The organism is Rhizobacter sp. (assembly GCF_035702065.1).
GTDB lineage: Bacteria > Pseudomonadota > Gammaproteobacteria > Burkholderiales > Burkholderiaceae_C > Rhizobacter.
This window is the reverse complement of record NZ_DASSRA010000266.1, coordinates 1-19,386: the sequence shown is the minus strand read 5'-3', so window position 1 is coordinate 19,386 and position 19,386 is coordinate 1. Positions and strand designations below refer to the sequence as shown.

Genomic DNA, 19,386 nt, shown 5'->3' with positions numbered 1-19,386 from the left:
AGACGCTGGACGCCGGCGCCTACGGCGTGATCTGCCCGATGGTGAGCACGCGCGAGGACGCGCAGAAGCTTGTGGCCTACACCAGCTACGCGCCCAAGGGCACGCGCAGCTTCGGCCCCATCCGCGCGCTGCTCTACGGCGGTGCCGACTACCCGCAGCACGCCAACGACACCATCGTGCGCTTCGCGATGATCGAGACGGCACAGGCGCTCGACAACCTCGACGACATCCTGAGCGTGGAAGGCCTGGACGCGATCTACATCGGCCCCTCCGACCTCTCTCTCGCGCTCGGCTGCACGCCGACCTTCGACGACGTGGACCCGAAGGCCGCGCAGGCCATCGACCACATCCTCGAGCGCGCCAAGGCGCACGGCGTGGTGGCCGGCATCCACAACGGCGGGCCTGACGCGGCGCTCAAGCGCATCGCCAAGGGCTTCCAGTTCGTCACCGTCAGCTCCGACGCGCGGCTGATGGCCGCGGGCGCGCAGCAGACCATCGCCAAGATGCGCGCCGGCGCCGCCAAGCCCGACGCTGGTTCCGGCTCCTACTGAACACAAAGACACCAAGGATTGACGACATGAAGATCGGATTCATCGGCCTGGGCATCATGGGCGCGCCCATGTGCGGCCACTTGATCGCCGCCGGCCACGAACTGTTCATCCACACGCGCAAGGCGCCGCCGGCCGAGATCGGCGCCAAGGCCAAGAGCCTGCCCAGCGCCGCCGCCGTGGCGCAGGCGGCCGAGGTGGTGATCCTGATGCTGCCCGACACGCCCGACGTGCAGAGCGTGCTGTTCGACAAAGGTGGCGTCGCCGAAGGCTTGTCCAAGGGCAAGGTGGTGGTCGACATGAGCTCCATCTCGCCGATGGAGACCAAGGCCTTCGCCAAGAAGATCGAGGCGCTGGGTTGCGACTACGTCGACGCGCCTGTCTCGGGCGGCGAAGTCGGCGCCAAGGCCGCCTCGCTCACCATCATGTGCGGCGGCAAGGAAGCGGCCTTCGAGCGCGTGAAGCCCTTGTTCGAGAAGATGGGCAAGAACATCACGCTGGTCGGCGGCGTGGGCGACGGCCAGACCACCAAGGTTGCCAACCAGATCATCGTGGCGCTCAACATCGCCGCCGTCAGCGAAGCGCTCGTGTTCGCCAGCAAGGCCGGCGCCGACCCGGCCAAGGTGCGCCAGGCGCTGATGGGCGGCTTTGCCGCCAGCCGCATTCTTGAAGTGCATGGCGAGCGCATGATCAAGCGCACATTCAACCCGGGCTTTCGCATCGGGCTGCACCAGAAGGACTTGAACCTCGCACTGCAGGGCGCGCGCACGCTGGGCGTGTCGCTGCCGCAGACGGCCGGGGCCGCGCAGCTGATGCAGGCGGTCGCTGCGCACGGCGGTGGCGAGCTCGATCACTCCGCACTCGTGAAAGCGCTGGAGCTGATGGCCGACCACAAAGTGATGCCTGACGCTTGATCGAGGATCACAATCGCGGCATGAGCCTGGACCCGCGCGCCTTCCTGCGTACGCTGTTCGATGCCGCCATCGCCGCGGCGCAACCCGATCGCGTGATCGCGCCGCACCTGCCCGCGCCGCCCAAGGGGCGCACCGTTGTCATCGGCGCCGGCAAGGCGGGCGGTGCGATGGCGGCGGCGGTTGACGCGCTGTGGCCGGCCGACAAGCCCCTGTCGGGCCTGGTCGTCACGCGTTACGACCACGTGCCGCCGGCCTACAAGCAGCGGCCCGGGCGCATCGAGGTGGTGGAGGCCGCGCACCCCGTGCCCGACGAAGCGGGCGCGCAGGCCGCGCGCCGCATCGCCGCCCTCACGCAGGGCCTCACCGCCGACGACCTGGTGCTGTGCCTCATCTCCGGCGGCGGCTCGGCCCTGCTGAGCATGCCGGCCGAGGGCCTCACGCTGGCCGACAAGCAGCGCATCAACCAGGCCTTGCTCAAGAGCGGCGCCAGCATCACCGAGATGAACTGCGTGCGCAAGCACCTCTCGGCCATCAAGGGCGGCCGGCTGGCGGCGATGTGCGCGCCGGCGCAGGTCGTGTCGTTGCTGATCTCCGACGTGCCGGGCGACGACCCGAGCGTGATCGCCAGCGGCCCGACGGTGGCCGACGCCAGCACCTGCCGCGATGCGCTCGGCATCCTGCAGCGCTACGGCATCGAGGTGCCGGTGGTCGCGGCCGCAGGGCTGCGCACGGGCGCCTTCGAAACACCCAAGCCCGGTGACCCGCGCCTCGCGCGCAACAGCCTCGCGATGATCGCCACGCCCCAGGCCAGCCTGCTGGCCGCGGCTGAGGCGGCACGCACGGTGGGCATCACCGCCCATGTGCTGAGCGACGAGATCGAAGGCGAGTCGCGCGAGGTCGGCAAGGTGCACGCCGCGCTGGCACGCGCAGTGGCGCGGCGCGGTCAACCCTTCACCAAGCCCTGCGTGATCCTGAGCGGTGGCGAGACGACCGTCACCGTGAGCGGCAACGCCCGCGGCCGCGGCGGGCGGGCCACGGAGTTCCTGCTCGGCTGCGCGACGGCCCTGCAAGCTGAGCCCGGTGTCTGGGTGCTGGCCGGCGACACCGACGGCATCGACGGCATCGAGAGCAATGCCGGCGCCATCGTCACACCCGACACGCTGGCGCGTGCGGCGGCGCTTGGTCACAAGCCCGACGAGTACCTCGCGTCGCACGACGCGTGGGGCTTCTTCTCGACGCTCAACGACCTGGTCGTCACCGGCCCGACCTACACCAACGTCAACGACTTTCGTGCGCTGCTGATCCTGTAGTCACAGCGGCCTCCAGCGTCTTCTTCATCGCCGCCAGGCCCTGCTCGATCATGCTGGCGACGGCCGGTGCCATCGCATGCGGCAGCAGGTCGGCGATCCACACCGCACGGCAGCGCTGCGCGCCGTCGTCGAACACCTGCATCGAGGCGTTGTGATGCGAGAGCCGGCCGCCCACGGCGGACCAGGCCACGCGGCGGCGCGCGTCGTCCACGTCGAGGATCAGCTCGCGCACCACCAGGCCGTTGGCGAAGGTGACGATGCGCGCCTCGCCGCCGTCCATGCGGCAGTCGGCCACGAAGCCGACGGCGATGCGGGTGTGCAGCGCGCCCACGTCGCGCAGCGCAGACCACAGCTGGCTGGCCGGCACGTCGATGACGATCTCTTGGTGGATGGATGCCATGGTGTTCTCCTTGCGATGACCCAGCGTAGGCGCGGTGGGCTGCGTCGGCACGCCGCTTTCGGACACCTTCATCCCTAAAACAAAGGGTGACGCCGCCCCGTGCCTGGGCGCAAGGTAGGCGCCTTCTCGTCCAGGGAGTTGCCATGAGCCAATTCAAACTCGGTGAGGCGTCACGCAAGGAACTCGTGGGCGTGCACCCGCAGCTCGTGAAGACGGTCGAGCGTGCCATCGCGCTCACGGTGCAGGACTTCTCCGTGCACGACGGCATTCGCAGCCTGGCTGACCAGAAGCGCCTGGTCGCCGCCGGCGCGAGCGAGACACTGGACTCGCGCCACATCACCGGCCACGCGGTCGACCTCGTGCCCTTCGTCAACGGCAAGCTGCGCTGGGAGTGGCCGCCCATCTACCGCATCGCCGATGCCATGCGCATCGCGGCCAACGAGCTCGGGACGCCCTTGCGCTGGGGCGGTGCCTGGGACATCGACTTCACCGCCTCCACCGACTCGCCCGAGGACCTGGTGGCCGACTACGTCTCGCGCCGCCGCAAACTCGGTAAACGGGCGTTCATCGATGGGCCACATTTCGAGTTGCCCAAGGCGCTGTTTCCGTAGATCGCCCCAGAGCTTCGTTTGGCACGCGCGTGCACTCGCTCGTCTGCGAAGTTATCCAGTTGGCGCCACAATTCAGGCGTTCAATTCAATACAACACATCATCGCGAGGGAGGTTCACATTGATGTATCGGGAACCTCATGAAAACCAGAGACGTCGTCATCTTCAACGGAAAGAAATTCAAGGTGCCGCAAGGCATCCAACGCATTGATCACCGCGCCACCCATGGCTGGCAACTGCGCTACGGTGGCACCAAGCTCTTCTCCGATGGTTCACAAGACGGCACCGGCGCTGCCGCCGCACTGAGGGCCGCCACCGACGAGCTGCTCAAGCGCATCGCCAAGCTCCCGGCACCTTCGCGCCTGCAGCGTGCCCCCAACGAGAACAAGAGCACCGACCTGCCGGTAGGCATCTCGGGCCCCATCGTGCGCACTCGGCCGGGTGCCAAGGTGAGCGAGTGCAACCTGCTCGTCTCGCTGCCGCGCTATGGCGAGCCGCCCAAGCGCAGCACCATCTACATCGGCAACGAGAACACCTACACCGTGCAGCGCTACAAGAAGGCGCTGGCGCGAGCGATCGAGATGCGCGAAGAGGCCGAGGCCGTCTACCGCCGCGAGGCCACCCGCGCCAAGCGCGCCGATGCACAGGTGCTCATTGCCAAGCAGGGCCGGCGCCCTGCAGCAGTTCGCTGAGGGCTTCGCCGCTGAAACTCAGTTCGGCGACGAGGCGCCCGATGCCGGCAGCCCCAGCCGCTTGGCCGTGCGCTCCACCGCGCTGCCCGCCGTGGCCACGCCACGCGCTGCGGCCGACGCGCCGCGCTCCGCGGCCCCGGTCGCCACCTTGATGCCACGTTCGGCCGCACTGGCCGCGGTGATGAGCCCGCGCTCGGCGGCATGCGCTCCGCGCTTCACAGCGTTCTCGGTCTTGGCAACCACGCCCGAAGCCCCGGAGGAGCTGCTGCCGCCTGCATCGGCGGCGGCGGCGCCGCCTGCGGCCGTCAGCAGGGCGATCACGAACAAGGAACGGTGCAGGGTCTGGCGCATCCGGGTCTCCAACAAGGGCGTCATGATAGCGACGCCGTCTGTAATTCAACGCGGCAAACCCCGTGCCCGACGACCTGCGGCCCCTTGCGGGGCATCACGTCCAGCGAGGCCAGCGCCTGCAGGTAGTTGGGCAGTCGGGGTTGATCTCCTGCTCGACCACCGCGGGCGGGGCAGGTGGGGCCGCGGTGCGATGGGCACCGGCACCGGTGGGGGCTGCGCGAAGGACAACTGAAGAGAACTCATGGGCGTCGATCCAGTTGATGTCCGTTCGCCGCAGTTTGCTCACGCAGTGGGTGAGCGTGAACCGGAAGACGGCGCAAACGCATGGCGCGGGCGCGGCGTATTCTTTGGGCTTCGCCCCTGAAGGAGAGCCTCGCCCATGCTGACCTTGTATTACGCGCCCGGCACCTGCGCCCTGGCCTCGCACATCGCCCTCGAACAGGCCGGCGCCCGCTACGAGGCGGTGCGCGTCGACTTCTCGCGCAACGAGCAGCGCTCGCCCGAGTTCCTGCGCGTCAACCCCAAGGGGCGCGTGCCGGCACTCGTGACCGAGCGCGGCATCCTCACCGAGACGCCGGCCATCCTGCAGTTCATCGCACAGAGCTTCCCGCAGGCCGGCCTGGCGCCGCTCGACGACGTGTTCGAGCTCGCGCGCATGAACGCCATCAACAGCTACCTGTGTTCCACCGTGCACGTGGCGCATGCGCACGGCCGGCGTGCCGCCCGCTGGGCCGACGATGCGGCGGCCATCGCCGAGATGCGCCGCAAGATGCCGCAGAACATGGGCGACTGCTTCGAGCTGATCGAGCGGGAGTACCTGCAAGGCCCGTGGGTACTGGGCGAGAAGCTGAGCGTGAGCGACGCCTACCTTTTCACCATCGCCGGCTGGCTCGAAGGTGACGGTGTCGACCCAGCGCGCTTTCCGCGCGTGGCGGATCACACTCGCCGCATGGCGGCGCTGCCGGCGGTGGCGCGGGTGCTGGCGGCACAGGGCTGAGGCCGCCTCGCCCCCTGAAGATGCAGGCTTGACCACCGTCCGAAGCGGCGAGACAGTCGCGCCGAGGAGGGACCACGCCATGCCTGCTTCCGACTATTCCGCCCGCAGCCCCGAGGCGTACCTGAAGTCGCGCGTCGACTTCAAGACCGACGCCTACACCCGCAAGGGCGACCGCTACCGCTGGAGCTACCTCGGCATCGCCTCCACGGCGGCGGTGGCCGCGGCGGTCGTGCCGGTGCTCATCAACATCCCGGCGGTGCCTTCCATCGTGCCTACGCTGCTGAGCCTGCTGGTGACGGTGCTAGTCACGCTGGAAGGTGTTTTCCACCTGCGGGAGCACTGGAAGAACTACGACCTGATGAAGTCGTTCCTGCGGCAGGAGGCGTGCCTGTACCAGGCGGGCGGCGGCCCCTACCGCCGCAAGGATGCGAACGAAGCCTTCGTGCTGCTCGTCGAGCGCGTCGAAGACGCCATCTCCAAGGAGCGTGCCCAGACGATCGAGATGCGCACCTCGCGTTCTTCGGTGGACGAGCAGGGCAAGGAGGCGCCCGCCCCGGCGCCGAAGCCGCAGGTGTAGACAGGAACGCAATGGCCAGCAAAGCACCCAGGAAAGCCGCAGCACCCAAGGAGCCCGTGCTCCTCTCCGGTGGCAACCCGCAGATCGCCAAGGCCGATGGCGATGCGCCGGTGCAGGCCTACATCGCGGCCATGCCGGGCTGGAAGCGCGAGGTCGGGAGCGCGCTCGATGCATCCGTGACGCGCGTGGTGCCCGAAGTGCGCAAGGCGGTGCGGTGGAATTCGCCTTTCTATGGGGTCGAAGGGCAGGGCTGGTTCCTCTCCTTCCACTGCTTCAACCGCTACGTGAAGGTGACCTTCTTTCGCGGTGCGGCCTTGAGCCCGCAACCGCCCGGTGCCTCCAGGCAGGAGGACGTGCGCTACCTCGACATCCATGAAGGCGAGCCCGTCGACACCGCCGAGTTCGCCGAATGGGTGCAGCAGGCCAGCCGGTTGCCGGGCTGGGGTGCGAATTGACCGAACCATGCACCGCCTGACCATCACGCCAGCCGCGTTGACTGACGCCGAGGCCATCAGCGCGCTGATCCTCGAGCTGAGTGCTCCGTTCTACGACTCGCCCACGCGGGAAGGGTCGGAACCTTTTGTGGCGTCGGTCGGTGCGCAGGCGACGCGCCGCAACCTGTCGGCTGGCAACTTCTCGTACCGCGTGGCCCGCGCGGGGGGTGTACTCGCCGGCGTGGTGGCGCTGCGCGACAACGCGCACCTCTTCCACCTGTTCGTCGCCGAGCCGTTCCAGGGGCAGGGCCTGGCCCGGCGCTTGTGGTCGCTCGTCGAGGCCGAGGCACGGAAGGCCGGCAACCCGGGCCTCTTCACGGTGAACGCGAGCCTCAACGCCGTGCCGGTCTACGAGCGCTTCGGCTTCATGCGCGACGGTGAGGTGCAGCACATGCACGGCATCTCGTTCCAGCCCATGCGCCTCGGACCGGGCAGGAACATCACGCCCCACAGCGATGCCGACGCCGAGCCGGCTCCGGAGAACTGAAGGGCAGAGGCAGAGGCGATCAGGGAGAGAGGTGCAGCGAGCGCGCCCATGCGCGCAGGCCTTCGAGCAGAGTGGGCTGCACCGGTGCCGGAGGCAGGGGCTGCTTCTGCAGCAGGATCGGTCGCGGCTGGGGCGGCACCGCACCCTGCGCGATCAGCCACGCTGAGCCCCGGGCAAGCAGCCAGGCCACGACCACGAAGAGCCCCATGCCCGCGACGGCAAAGAGGATCAGCAGCGCGCCATGCACCCATTCGTCACTGAAGGCAGCGAACAGCACGCCCGATACCGCGGCCACCACACCCGAACGCAGGCTGCCCGTGCCCCCGAGCATGCCGCCGACCGCCAGGGCATAGCAGCCGACGAAGAGCCACGCGCAAATCATTTGCGCGAAGCTCAGGTGGCGAAGTGTGCTGAGGATCCCGTCCATGATGGCTCCCTCCAATGCGTGCCAGCATAGACAGAACTTGTTTCAAAAGGTTGTCAGAAAACGCCGCGTCTTGAGGGGGTCCCCCTCAGCTTGGGGATGCGCGATGCCAGCACGTCAGTGCGCTTGCAACACTTCTGCCCTTCAACGGTGCAAAAGGCCTCGGGTGATAGATTCGCGCCTCGTTGCGGCAAGCCGACGACCTCATGGCCCGACCGAAATCTGTTGCTTCCACGCCGCGCCTTTCGGCGGCAGATCGCCACACCCAGATCATGGACAGCGCCACCGCGCTGATCCTGCAGCGTGGCCTGTTGCACTGCACGCTGGAAGAAGTGGCCACCGCGGCCGGCATCAGCAAGGCGCTGATCTACCGCCACTTCTCCAGCCGCGACGAGCTGCTCAAGGCCTTGCTCGAACGCGAGTTCAGCGTGCTGCGCGGGCGCGGGCTCGGGGCCTTCCCGCCCGACACGCCGTTCGAGCACCTCGTGCGTGAGACCACCGAGAAGACCTTCGAGTACCTGCACGAGCGCGGCGCGATCCTGCGCGAGCTGTTCAGCGACCGTTCGGCGGTGCAGCTGCTGCAATCGCGCGACCGCGACGAGCGCATGGCCAGCACGCGCTTCTTCGTGGAGAAGTCGATCCGCACCTACCGCGTGCCGCCCGAGGTGGCCGAGATCATTGCGGTGATCACCATCAATGCGCCCGCGGCCGCAGCACGCGGCTTGCGCAAGTTCGGCTTCGACCCGCAGCGCAGCGCCGACGTGTGGTCGGAGTTCATCCTCGGCGGCTGGGCCGCGCTGGCAAAGCGCTTCGGCGACGACGCGCCTGCCGATGCGCCGCCCAAGCCGAAGCGTCGCGGTCCTGCGAAGCGCTGAGCTGGTCCATCTGATGCGGTGCAGCGAAGGGATTCCCCTCGCTTGCGCCGCCGAGGTGCGCTTGTAGACTGTTTGTCTACCAGCGACAGCCAAGCGTTCGCGAAGAACCGCCTGGGTGCTCAATTGGTTTGAACAGGCCCGACACGGTTGACAGGCGATGCCGGAGGGAGAGTCCGGCTGCATGTTTTGATGGGGCTTCGGCCCCATCTTTTTGCCGGGTTTGTGCGGGGTCGCCGCTCGACGGTGGCTGCGGCACGATGCCGCGATGACGCCTCACGAATCCGAAGCCGCGCTGCAACAGCAGCTCACCTGGGCCCTGGCGCATGGCATGGCCGTGGCCTTCTGGGCCCAGCGCATGCCGCAGGCGCCGGCGCTCATCTCCGAGCGCGGCGACCTCGGCTTTGCCGAGCTCAATGCCCGCAGCAACCAGCTGGCCCGCGCGTTGCGCAAGCGCGGCCTCGTGGCCGGCGATGGTGTGGCGCTCATCTGCAGCAACCGCAACGAGTTCGCTGAAGTCTTCTGGGCCACGCGGCGCGCCGGCCTGCGCTTCACGCCGATCAACTGGCACCTCACCGGCGACGAGGCGGCTTACATCGTCAACGACTGCGATGCCCGCGTGCTGCTGGCCGATGCGCGCTTTGCCGAAGTAGGCGAGCAGGTGGCCAGGCTCACCCGCTGTGCGCGCATCGCCATCGGCGGGCCCATCGCCGGCTACGACGACTACGAAGCCGTGCTCGCCGCAGAAGCGCCCGACGCCATCGAGCACCCCGTGCTCGGCACCTCCATGCTCTACACCTCTGGCACCACCGGCCGGCCCCAGGGCGTGAGCCGGCCGGCTTCGGCCGCGCCGCCGATGGGTGAGCAGTCGGCCTATCTTGCGGGCCGCAGCGTCCACCTGGCCACCGGCCCGCTGTATCACGCGGCGCCACTGGCCTTCTCGCTCGCGGCACCGCATGCCTGCGGTGCCGCGGTGGTGCTGATGGACGGGTGGGACGCGGCCCGCGCGCTGCAGCTCGTTGCACAGCACCGTGTGACCCACTCGCACATGGTGCCCACCATGTTCCACCGCATGCTCTCGCTGCCCGAGGCGACGCGCCGCGCGGCCGACCTGAGTTCGCTTGTCTACCTGCTGCACGGCGCGGCACCCTGCCCGGTGCCGGTGAAGAAGGCGCTGATCGACTGGCTAGGCCCCATCATGCACGAGTACTACGCCGCGACCGAAGGCGTGGGCTGCATGGTCGACTCGCCCACCTGGCTGCGCAAGCCGGGCACGGTGGGCAAGCCGGCGGACGAGGGCCACATCCGCATCCTTGACGACGAAGGCCGCGCGCTGCCGCCCAACGTGGCCGGCACCGTGTACCTGCGCGCGCCCGAGCTGGGCCGCTTCGTCTATCACAAGGACGAGGGCAAGACCGAGCAGGCCTACCGCGGCGACCACTACACGCTGGGTGACGTGGGCTACCTGGACGACGAGGGCTACCTCTTCCTCACCGACCGCAGCGCCAACCTCATCATCTCGGGCGGCGTGAACATCTACCCGGCCGAGGTGGAGGCGGTGCTGCTCACCCATCCGGCGGTGGCCGACGTGGGCGTGATCGGCGTGCCCAACATGGAGTGGGGCGAAGAGGTGAAAGCAGTCGCCACGCTGCAAGGCGGCCACGCCGCCAGCGAGGCCCTGGCCGCCGAGCTGATCGCCTACTGCCGCGACCGGCTGGCGCACTTCAAGTGCCCGCGCAGCGTCGACTTCGTGGCCGAGCTGCCGCGGCACGACAACGGCAAGCTCTACAAGCAGAAGCTGCGCGAGGCCTACCGGACAAGTTGAGTGGCGGCTTCCGGCCGGCCGAAGCGCCGGCAGGGCCGCTTGGGCGCCTCGCCAAATGCACACCCTGTCACGAATGTGCCGGTTTTGAATGGTCGTGCCGGTCTGCGCAACCCCGGGCGCTCAAGGCCCACCCTATGCTGCCCGATATCGGTTTGAACTCCTGCTTCGTGGGCCATGCTCAAACTCGCTCTCCGTTCGTGGCGGTCACTGTCCGCCGGCACGCGCTTGGTCGTCACGGCCTGCGGCGTGGCGGGCGGCTTGCTGCTGGGGCTGGGCTGCGCCACCTGGTGGACGCTGCAGGGCGCCTATGCCAGCAGCGTGCAGCTGGCCTACAGCGAAGTCGACAGCGCCTCGCAGCGCCTGGGTGACCGCGTGCAGCGCGTGCTCGACCAGGTGAACCGCACGGCCTCGCTGGTCAAGCACTATCAAGAAGACAGCGGCAGCGTCGACCTGGTCGCGCTGGAGAAGACGGGCCTGCTCGCGCCCACCGGCCGCATCTCGGTGGCACTGGCCGACCCGGCCGGCCATGTGTTCGCCAGCACCACCGCGCAAGGCGCCGTGCCCGACAAGGTCAGCCATGTGGCCGACCGGCAGCATTTCCAGGCCTCATGGACACGCACCGGCCTGGCCGTGACGCCGCCGGTCTACACCGAATCGCTGCAGCGCTGGCAGGTGCCGGCGGGCCGCGCGCTCAAGCGCGCCGACGGCTCCTTCGGCGGCGCCGTGCTGCTGGCCTTCGACGCGGCCCTGCTCACCGAAGGCTTCCGCGTCAACGACCAGCCGGGCAACCAGGTGGGCGTGCTGGGGGCGGATGGCATCTTCCTGTCGCGCCTGGCCGACAAGCGCCAGACCTCGGCCGACCTGGTGGACGGCGAGCGCATGGTGCGCACCGCCCAGCGCATCGACCGCAGCATGACGCCCTCGCCCAGCCCGTCGGACGGCGTGGTGCGCTTCACCTCCGTCCAGCACATCCCCGGCTACGACCTGTACGCCATGGTGTCGGTGCCGGCTTCCACCTCGCTCGCCGGCTACGAAGCCCTGCGCCGCAACACCCTCGTTGGCGCCGGTGCCGCGGGCCTCGTGATCATCCTCATCACCGTGGTGCTCACGCGCCAGTCGAGCCGACTGCGCCGCACCGTGGTCGAGAAGGAGCAGGCGGAGTTGCGCGTGTTCCATGAGAAGGAGCTGCTCGAAGTGACGCTGGGCTCCATCGTCGACGGCGTGGCCGCCACCAACCACCTGGGCCGCGTGACCTACCTCAACCCGGCGGCCGAAGAGATGACCGGCTGGACCCTGGCCGAAGCCCTCGGCAAGCCGCTCAGCGACGTGGCCTGCCTGGTGCACGCGCACACACGCGAGCGGCTCAGCTGCGGCCTGGCCGAACTGAGCCGCCCCGACGCGCAGCCGCGCACGCCGCGCGACTCGGTGCTGGTGCACCGCAGCGGCGTGCCGCGCTCGATCGAGGATTCGGCCGCGCCCATCCTCAACCGCAATGGCGTGACCATCGGCGCCGTGCTGGTCTTCCACGACGTGAGCCCGGCCAAGAAGCTGGCCGCCGAGATGTCGTACCAGGCCACGCACGACCTGCTGACCGGGCTGGTCAACCGCGCTGCCTTCGAGATGCGGCTGGACGCCGCGCTCGCCACCGACGACCCCAAGGCCAGCGGCGTGGTGATGTTCCTCGACCTCGACCAGTTCAAGGTCGTCAACGACACCTGCGGCCACGCGGCCGGCGACCAGCTGCTCAAGCAGGTGACGGAGCTGCTCACGCAAGAGATCCGCAAGCAGGACACCCTGGCCCGCCTGGGGGGCGACGAGTACGGCGTGCTGCTCGAATCGTGCCCGCTGGAGCCCGCGCTGCGCGTGGCCGAGGCCATGCGCCAGCGCGTGAGCGAGCTGCAGTTCACGTGGGAGGGCCGATCCTTCCAGCTCAGCGTGAGCATCGGCCTGGTGCCCTTCAAGGCGCACCAGTACAGCCGCTCCGACCTGCTGCGCGTGGCCGATTCGTCGTGCTACGTGGCCAAGGAAGGCGGGCGCAACCGCGTGCACGTGCACGACGAGACCGACACCGCCGTGGCCCACCGCAACGGCGAGCTCGACTGGTTCTCGCGCCTGCAGAAGGCGCTCACCGAAGACCGCTTCGTGCTCTACGCGCAGCGCATCGCCTCCATCCAGGAGAACGGTGGCGGCTACGAGAGCGTGGAGGTGCTGATCCGCCTGCAGGACGACGAAGGCAAGATCGTCGCACCCATGGCCTTCATCCCCGCGGCCGAGCGCTACGGCCTCATGCCGCAGATCGATCGCTGGGTCATCTCGAAGGCGCTGGCCATGCACGCCGGCTTCGCGCGCCACTACAAGCTGCCGGCGCGCTTTTCCATCAACCTGTCCGGCGCCTCCATGGCCGACGCCTCGCTGGTCGACTTCGTGCGGCAGGAGCTGCGCCGCCACCGCGTCGCGCCCGAGCTGGTGTGCTTCGAGATCACCGAGACCGCGGCGGTGGGCAACTTCGACGTGGCGGTGAAGCTGATGCACGGCCTGCGCGAGCTGGGCTGCCGCTTCGCGCTCGACGACTTCGGCGCCGGCATGTCCTCGTTCACCTACTTGAAGCGCCTGCCGGTCGACTACGTGAAGATCGACGGCGCCTTCGTGAAGGACATGTCCAAAGACGAGGTCGACTTCGCGATGGTCGAGGCCATCCACAAGATCGCCCACCGCATGGGCCTGCGCACCGTGGCCGAGTTCGTGCAGAACGACGCCACCATCGAGATGCTGCGCGGCCTGGGCGTGGACTACGTGCAGGGCTACGGAGTCGAGAAGCCGCGTCCGCTGGACGATGCCTCGCGCAGCGGCGAGGCTGCGGCGGCGCCGCGCCAGCTCGTGGCTGCCTGACGCTCGCAGTAGGCGCATTCCCACAGCGAAACCCGGCGTGCCGCACTGGCAGCCGCCGGGGGGCGGCACCTAGGATCGTTTCAACGCAGTCCTGTTGAAACGAGGCTCGCCATGGCCACCCCATCAGCCACCGCATCCCGCGCCCTGTGGAAGGGCGCCATCAGCTTCGGCTTGGTCCACATCCCCGTCAGCCTGCACTCCGCCACCACCGAGAGCGGCGTCGACTTCGACTGGCTGGACAAGCGCAGCATGGACCCAGTGGGCTACAAGCGCGTCAACAAGCGCACGGGCAAGGAGATCGACAAGAACAACATCGTCAAAGGCGTTGCCTATGGCGAGGGCAAGTACGTGGTGCTGAGCCCGCAGGAGATCGAGGCGGTGTACCCCAAGTCCACCCAGTCGATCGACATCGAGGCCTTCGTCTCGGCGGGCGAGATCCCCTTCGTCTACCTCGACCGGCCCTATTACCTCGCGCCCATCGGCAAGGGCGAGAAGGTCTACGCGCTCTTGCGCGAGGCGCTGCTGAAGAAGCAGCGCGTGGGCCTGGCGCGCGTGGTGATCCAGACCAAGGAGCACCTGGCCGCGCTGGTGCCGGCCGGCCCCGCCCTGGTGCTCAACCTGCTGCGCTGGGGGGCCGACATCCGCGACTGGAGCGATCTCAAGCTGCCCAAGGAAGGCGCCAAGGCGGCGGGCCTCAAGGAGAGCGAGCTCGAGATGGCGGGCAAGCTCATCGACGAGCTGACCACCGAGTGGCAGCCCGAGAACTTCAGCGACAAGTTCAAGGACCAGGTGATGGCCCTGGTGGAGAAGAAGGCCGAGGCGGGCGAGACGGAAACGGTGCTGCAGCCCGAGGAAGAAGCGCCCAGCAAGACCGCCGACGTCATCGACCTCACCCAGCTGCTGCAGCAAAGCCTGCGCGGGGGTGGCGCCAAGTCCAAGCCGGCGGCGGCGAAGAAAAAGCGCGCGGCCTGAGACGCGAGAGGTGAGTCATGGGCACCGACAGCCTCGCCGCCTACCAGCGCAAGCGCGATTTCAGTCACACGCCCGAACCGGCAGGCGAGGTCCGCGCCTCGGGAGACGCGCTGGGCTTCGTGGTGCAGAAGCACGCGGCGCGACGGCTGCACTACGACTTCCGCCTGGAGCTCGACGGCACGCTCAAGAGCTGGGCCGTGCCCAAGGGCCCGAGCCTGGACCCGCATGACAAGCGCATGGCGGTGCAGGTGGAAGACCACCCGCTGTCGTATGGCGGCTTCGAGGGCGTGATCCCCGAAGGCCACTACGGCGCCGGCTCGGTGATCGTGTGGGACCGTGGCACCTGGGTGCCCATCGGCGATGCGCGCAAGGGCTACCGCGAGGGCAAGCTCAAGTTCGAGCTGCATGGCGAGAAGCTGCGCGGCGGCTTTGCGCTGGCGCGCATGCGGCAGCGTGACGATGAACGCCAGACCTCGTGGCTGCTGATCAAGGAGCACGACGAAGAAGCGCGGCCGGCGTCCGAGTTTGACGTGATCGAAGCGCTGCCGGACAGCGTGCTGGGCAGGAAGAAGGCCCCGTCATCCCGGCGCACGCCGGGATCCACTGCGAAGAAGCGCGCGGCAGTGGATGCCGGCGTCCGCCGGCATGACAGCGAGTTGCCGTTGACGCTCTCCCCCCAGCTCGCCACGCTCGTGAGCGAAGTGCCGCCCGGCGACGATTGGCTCTACGAGATCAAGTTCGACGGCTACCGCATCCTCACCCGCATCGACGGCGACGACGTGCGCTGCTTCACCCGCAACGGCCACGATTGGTCGCGCAAGCTGCCGCAGCTCGTCAAGGCCATCCAGGCGCTGAAGATCGGCTGGGGCTGGCTTGACGGCGAGATCGTCGTCGCCGGCCCGAACGGGGTGCCCGACTTCCAGGCCTTGCAGAACGCCTTCGATGCGCAGCGCACGCAGGGCATCCAGTACTTCGTGTTCGACCTGCCCTTCCACGGTGGCGAAGACCTGCGCGAGAGGCCCTTGAGCGAACGCCGCGAGCGCCTGGCCGGGCTCGTCGGGCAGCGCAAGGGCGAGGCGGTGCAGTTCAGCGCCGCCTTCGACGAAGACCCGAAGAAGCTGCTCGCCTCGGCGCAGCAGGCCGGGCTCGAAGGGCTGATCGGCAAGCGTGCCGATTCGCCCTACCGCGCGCAGCGCTCCACCGACTGGATCAAGCTCAAGGTGAGTGCGCGCCAGGAGTTCGTGATCGGCGGCTTCACCGAGCCGCAGGGCTCGCGCACCGGCATCGGCTCGCTGCTGCTGGGCATCCACGACGAGGAAGGCGCGCTGCGCTACGCCGGCAACGTGGGCAGCGGCTTCGACCAGCGCATGCTGGCGCACCTGCGCGAGCAGCTCGATGCCATCGAGACCGACGTGTCGCCGTTCGCCGACGCACCGCAGCGCGTGGGCACGGTCAAGCGCGTGGCACCGCACTGGGTCAAGCCCAAGCTGATCGCCGAGGTCTCGTTCGCACAATGGACGCGCGGCGGCCACGTGCGCCAGGCGGTGTTCCACGGCCTGCGCAGCGACAAGCCGCCGCAGCGCATCACCAAGGAAGTGGCAAAGAAAGTGAACCCACCTGCTGCACCGGCGGCGCTGCCCGCGAAGTTCCGCGTCACCCACCCCGAGCGCGTGATCGACAAGCAGAGCGGCCTCACCAAGGGCGAGCTCGTGGGCTACTACGCGCGAGTGGCCGGGTTGATGCTGCCGCACCTCAAGCAGCGGCCCGTGGCCCTGATGCGCGCGCCCGAGGGCGTGGGCGGCGAGACCTTCTTCCAGAAGCACGCCGAAGGCCGGGCGCTGGCGAACGTCGACGTGCTCGACCGCGCGCTCTACCCGCAGGACGACCCGCTGCTGGCCATCTCCACGCCGCTGGGCCTGGTCTCGGCGGCGCAGATGAACGTGATCGAGTTCCACACCTGGAACGCCACCACGCGCGCGATGGCCAAGCCCGACCGCATGGTGTTCGACCTCGACCCGGGCGAGGGGGTGGGCTTTGAGCAGGTGAAGGAAGGCACGCAGCTCGTGAAGGCCTTCCTCGACGAGTTGGGCCTCGTGAGCTTCCTCAAGACCAGCGGCGGCAAGGGGCTGCACGTGGTGGTGCCGCTCACGCCGAAGTTCGCCTGGGACACGGTGAAGGCCTTCTCGCGTGCCATCGTGGTCCACATGGCCGAGGTGATCCCGCAGCGCTTCGTGGCCAAGAGCGGTCCGAAGAACCGCATCGGCAAGATCTTCATCGACTACCTGCGCAACGGCGAAGGTGCCACCACGGTGTGCGCCTGGTCGGCCCGGGCACGGCCGGGCATGGGCATCTCGGTGCCGCTGGCCTGGGACGAACTGGCCGGCCTCACCAGCGCCGCGCAGTGGACGGTGCGGAACGCAGGCGATCGGCTTGCGGTGGGCAATACACCGTGGGACGGCTACGTCGCCGCGAAGCAAGGCCTCGTCAAGCCGATGAAGGCTTTGGGCTTTGATCCGAAGAAAGGTGGGGCATGAATGCGCCTTCCGGTCTGAAGTACGTGAGCGACACGATGCCGGGCATCCAGCGCCTGCGGCACGGCGACGGCTTCCGCTACCGGCGACCCGATGGCCGGGCGTTGCGCGATGAGAGCGAGCTGCAGCGCATCCGTCACCTCGCCATCCCGCCCGCCTACGAAGAGGTGTGGATCTGCCCGCTGCCGCACGGCCACCTGCAGGCCACCGGCCGCGATGCACGCGGACGCAAGCAGTACCGCTACCACCCCGGCTGGCGCGAGGCGCGCGATGCCACCAAGTTCGAGCGCATGCGCGAGTTCGGTGCCGCGCTGCCGCGCATCCGCGCCAAGGTCAAGCGCGACCTGGCCGCGCCGGTGGGAAGCCGCGCCTCGGTGCTGGCCGCGCTGGTGCGCCTGCTCGACACCACGCTCGTGCGCATCGGCAACGACGAATACGCCCGCGAGAACGGCTCCTTCGGGCTGACCACGCTGCGCAACCGCCATGCCGCGGTGAAGGGCAGCACGCTGCAGCTGCGCTTTCGCGGCAAGAGCGGCGTCTGGCACGAGGTGGCGCTCGAGGACCCGCGCGTTGCTCGCATCGTGCGCGCCTGCCAGGCCATGCCGGGGCAGGAGCTGTTCCAGTACGAGGACGAGGGCGGTATGACCCGTTGTGTGGGCTCGGCGGACGTCAACGACTATCTGCGCGAGCTGAGTGGGGCCGACTTCACGGCCAAGGACTTCCGCACCTGGCATGCGAGCGTCCATGCGCTGCAGCTGTTGTGCGGCCTGCCGGAGCCCGGGCCGGTCAGCAAGCGTGCGGCCAACGAGGTGCTGCGCCAGGTGGCCCGCCGGCTGGGCAACACGCTGGCGGTGTGCCGCAAGTCGTATGTCCACCCGCGGCTGCTGTCGGTGGCGGCCGAAGAGGGGCTGGTGGCCTGGCTCAGCTGCGCGGCCCAGCGCCGCCGCGGCCTGAGCGTGGCCGAATGCCGCCTGCTGGCCTTTTTGAAGGCGCCCGGATGAAAACGCCGGGCGAAAAAAAGCGGGCCGCTGGGGCCCGCTTCATGGGAGATGCCGGATCAGACCGTGGCGGGGGTCGTCGGCGCGGACTTTTGAGAGCCCGCCGCTTCGGCTTCCTTGCAGGAGGGCGCGCACACATGCTGTGCCTTGCCCAGCAGGCGCCGGGTCTTCAGGGTGTTGCGGGGGCGGTGCTTGCCGCACAGGAAGCACGACATGGTGCCGGCCTGGAAATCCCCGGCACTGGCGAAGGGGGAGCCACCTTCCTTGACCTTGTAGCGGAGGCCGTCGGCCTGAATCTTCGTTTTGACGACGTCTTTTGCCAAAGTACTTTCCTCAATTGGTTGGAATCCGCGCTCGTCAGCGGGATTCCGGTGCCGCAAAACGTAGATAGTGACACGAAGCGGGCCGATTGTGTTGCAAAGAGTGGATTGACCCACGTGACTGAACGGGATGCAAGCACCCATTCCCCACCGTTTTCGGGCCGGGATGGCGCCGCTTGGACGTACCTCGCCTTACCTTTTTCCCGAAAAACATGTGAACGCGCGTGCAAATCTGCATCCGTTTGACGCAACCCGGGCGGGCGCGCATGCTGACCGCGCAAGGAGACTGCCATGAACAAGCCCATGGGATGTCTGTTGTGCCTGCTGCTCGCCGGGCAGGCCGGTGCCGCCGATGACACGCCGGCTGCTGCGAAGAAGAAGGCCAAGCGCCCCGCGCCGACCGTGATCGAGAACTGTGTGGACGCGTCCCACACGCTGAGCTTCCGCGAAGGCGACAGCGGCACCATCCTCGACGAGGTCGACCGCTTCCTGGTGGCCGGCGAGATCGTCCGCCGCTACCCCATGATCGAGCGTGACGGCTTCTACCCCACGGCCATTGCGCTGTGGCGGCGCAAGGAAGGCGACTGGGTCTTCGCCACACTGACCCGGCGCAGCGAAGCGCCCCAGCGGCTGTGCTTCAGCGCCAACGTGGCGGTGGGCCAGGTGCAGATCGCGCCGGCGCTGCTCAAGAAGTACTTCGGCATCAGCCCGGCGCCCATCTGAACAGCCGGCTGTTACCCGGCGCCGGCCTGCACTTTCCAGAATGGCGCAGGGCCGGCGCATGGGGTGCTGCGCCCACTGCCAAGACCACGGCCAAGACCACTACCCAAGGAGACCGAGATGGGCAAGAAGATCCTGATGCTGACGGGCGACTTCACCGAAGACTACGAAACCATGGTGCCCTTCCAGACACTGCAGACCGTGGGCCACACGGTGCACGCCGTCTGCCCCGACAAGAAGGTCGGCGACTACGTGCTGACCGCGGTGCACGACTTCGACGGCGCGCAGACCTACTCCGAGAAGCCCGGCCACCGCTTCACGCTCAACGCCAGCTTCGCCGACATCAAGGCCGAGGACTACGACGCGCTGCTGATCCCCGGCGGGCGCGCCCCCGAGTACCTGCGCATGAACAAGCAGGTGATTGCGATCGTTCAGCACTTCTCGCGGGCCAACAAG

21 protein-coding genes are annotated in these 19,386 nt (G+C 68.5%); 17 read left to right on the top strand and 4 right to left on the bottom strand.

The genetic code is table 11. The features are described from left to right. The 3 genes from VFL64_RS12265 to VFL64_RS12255 form a co-directional block, all read left to right on the top strand. Nucleotides 1-551, top strand: a 551-nt coding sequence (locus VFL64_RS12265) for an HpcH/HpaI aldolase family protein (RefSeq protein ID WP_489540661.1), incomplete at its 5' end; no start/stop codon positions are given. Nucleotides 552-577: 26 nt separating this feature from the next. Continuing rightward, a complete protein-coding gene (locus VFL64_RS12260; protein ID WP_489540660.1) occupies nt 578-1,462 on the top strand; it encodes a 2-hydroxy-3-oxopropionate reductase in 885 nt (294 codons plus the stop codon). 20 nt (nt 1,463-1,482) lie between these two features. Then, on the top strand, nt 1,483-2,772 hold the full coding sequence (locus VFL64_RS12255; protein ID WP_489540659.1) for a glycerate kinase type-2 family protein: 1,290 nt from the start codon (nt 1,483-1,485) through the stop codon (nt 2,770-2,772). On the opposite strand, the gene VFL64_RS12250 is transcribed toward VFL64_RS12255, so the two are convergent. After that, nucleotides 2,741-3,172 carry an SRPBCC family protein gene (locus VFL64_RS12250; protein ID WP_489540658.1) on the bottom strand — a complete coding sequence of 144 codons (432 nt, stop codon included), beginning with the start codon at nt 3,170-3,172 and terminating at the stop codon, nt 2,741-2,743. The genes VFL64_RS12255 and VFL64_RS12250 overlap by 32 nt on opposite strands. A gap of 143 nt (nt 3,173-3,315) precedes the next feature. Between VFL64_RS12250 and VFL64_RS12245 the strand changes: the two genes are divergently transcribed. Next, nucleotides 3,316-3,783 carry a M15 family metallopeptidase gene (locus VFL64_RS12245; protein WP_489540657.1) on the top strand — a complete coding sequence of 156 codons (468 nt, stop codon included), beginning with the start codon at nt 3,316-3,318 and terminating at the stop codon, nt 3,781-3,783. Nucleotides 3,784-3,921: 138 nt separating this feature from the next. Next, nucleotides 3,922-4,473: a hypothetical protein gene (locus VFL64_RS12240; protein WP_489540656.1), complete on the top strand. Its 552-nt coding sequence runs from the start codon at nt 3,922-3,924 to the stop codon at nt 4,471-4,473. Between the two features lie 18 nt (nt 4,474-4,491). Here the strand turns inward: VFL64_RS12240 and VFL64_RS12235 are convergent, their stop codons facing one another. Beyond that, a complete protein-coding gene (locus VFL64_RS12235; RefSeq protein WP_489540655.1) occupies nt 4,492-4,824 on the bottom strand; it encodes a hypothetical protein in 333 nt (110 codons plus the stop codon). 379 nt (nt 4,825-5,203) lie between these two features. Here VFL64_RS12235 and VFL64_RS12230 point away from each other — a divergent pair, with 379 nt between their 5' ends. From VFL64_RS12230 to VFL64_RS12215, 4 genes are all read left to right on the top strand, one after another. Then, on the top strand, nt 5,204-5,821 hold the full coding sequence (locus tag VFL64_RS12230) for a glutathione S-transferase family protein (protein WP_489540654.1): 618 nt from the start codon (nt 5,204-5,206) through the stop codon (nt 5,819-5,821). Between the two features lie 79 nt (nt 5,822-5,900). Next, nucleotides 5,901-6,398 carry a DUF4231 domain-containing protein gene (locus VFL64_RS12225; RefSeq protein ID WP_489540653.1) on the top strand — a complete coding sequence of 166 codons (498 nt, stop codon included), beginning with the start codon at nt 5,901-5,903 and terminating at the stop codon, nt 6,396-6,398. Nucleotides 6,399-6,409: 11 nt separating this feature from the next. Next, nucleotides 6,410-6,853, top strand: a complete 444-nt coding sequence (locus tag VFL64_RS12220; protein WP_489540652.1) for a DUF1801 domain-containing protein — start codon at nt 6,410-6,412, stop codon at nt 6,851-6,853. A gap of 7 nt (nt 6,854-6,860) precedes the next feature. Continuing rightward, nucleotides 6,861-7,379, top strand: coding sequence for a GNAT family N-acetyltransferase (locus VFL64_RS12215; RefSeq protein WP_489540651.1), 519 nt, complete (start codon nt 6,861-6,863; stop codon nt 7,377-7,379). A 19-nt stretch (nt 7,380-7,398) separates the two neighbouring features. Here VFL64_RS12215 and VFL64_RS12210 read toward each other — a convergent pair whose 3' ends face one another. Continuing rightward, nucleotides 7,399-7,806 (bottom strand): hypothetical protein, encoded by a 408-nt coding sequence (locus VFL64_RS12210; RefSeq protein WP_489540650.1) that lies wholly within the window; start codon nt 7,804-7,806, stop codon nt 7,399-7,401. Between the two features lie 269 nt (nt 7,807-8,075). Between VFL64_RS12210 and VFL64_RS12205 the strand changes: the two genes are divergently transcribed. From VFL64_RS12205 to VFL64_RS12180, 6 genes are all read left to right on the top strand, one after another. Then, nucleotides 8,076-8,678, top strand: coding sequence for a TetR/AcrR family transcriptional regulator (locus VFL64_RS12205; protein ID WP_489540649.1), 603 nt, complete (start codon nt 8,076-8,078; stop codon nt 8,676-8,678). A gap of 265 nt (nt 8,679-8,943) precedes the next feature. Further along, on the top strand, nt 8,944-10,500 hold the full coding sequence (locus VFL64_RS12200) for an AMP-binding protein (protein WP_489540648.1): 1,557 nt from the start codon (nt 8,944-8,946) through the stop codon (nt 10,498-10,500). A 174-nt stretch (nt 10,501-10,674) separates the two neighbouring features. Next, the gene (locus tag VFL64_RS12195) at nt 10,675-13,389 is read left to right on the top strand and encodes an EAL domain-containing protein (protein ID WP_489540647.1); all 2,715 of its coding nucleotides are present in this window, start codon (nt 10,675-10,677) and stop codon (nt 13,387-13,389) included. 111 nt (nt 13,390-13,500) lie between these two features. Then, on the top strand, nt 13,501-14,361 hold the full coding sequence (ku, locus tag VFL64_RS12190) for a non-homologous end joining protein Ku (protein WP_489540646.1): 861 nt from the start codon (nt 13,501-13,503) through the stop codon (nt 14,359-14,361). Between the two features lie 17 nt (nt 14,362-14,378). Next, nucleotides 14,379-16,895: a DNA ligase D gene (gene ligD, locus VFL64_RS12185; RefSeq protein ID WP_489540645.1), complete on the top strand. Its 2,517-nt coding sequence runs from the start codon at nt 14,379-14,381 to the stop codon at nt 16,893-16,895. Then, complete coding sequence (locus VFL64_RS12180) at nt 16,892-17,893, top strand: DNA topoisomerase IB (RefSeq protein ID WP_489540644.1); 1,002 nt, start codon at nt 16,892-16,894, stop codon at nt 17,891-17,893. Before ligD ends, VFL64_RS12180 begins: the two co-directional genes overlap by 4 nt. Before the next feature lie 56 nt (nt 17,894-17,949). On the opposite strand, the gene VFL64_RS12175 is transcribed toward VFL64_RS12180, so the two are convergent. After that, entirely contained in the window at nt 17,950-18,213 is a 264-nt protein-coding gene (locus VFL64_RS12175) for a hypothetical protein (protein ID WP_489540643.1), read from the bottom strand. A 288-nt stretch (nt 18,214-18,501) separates the two neighbouring features. Here VFL64_RS12175 and VFL64_RS12170 point away from each other — a divergent pair, with 288 nt between their 5' ends. Further along, the gene (locus VFL64_RS12170; RefSeq protein ID WP_489540642.1) at nt 18,502-18,933 is read left to right on the top strand and encodes a hypothetical protein; all 432 of its coding nucleotides are present in this window, start codon (nt 18,502-18,504) and stop codon (nt 18,931-18,933) included. A gap of 117 nt (nt 18,934-19,050) precedes the next feature. Beyond that, nucleotides 19,051-19,386, top strand: a 336-nt coding sequence (locus VFL64_RS12165) for a DJ-1/PfpI family protein (RefSeq protein ID WP_489540641.1), incomplete at its 3' end; no start/stop codon positions are given.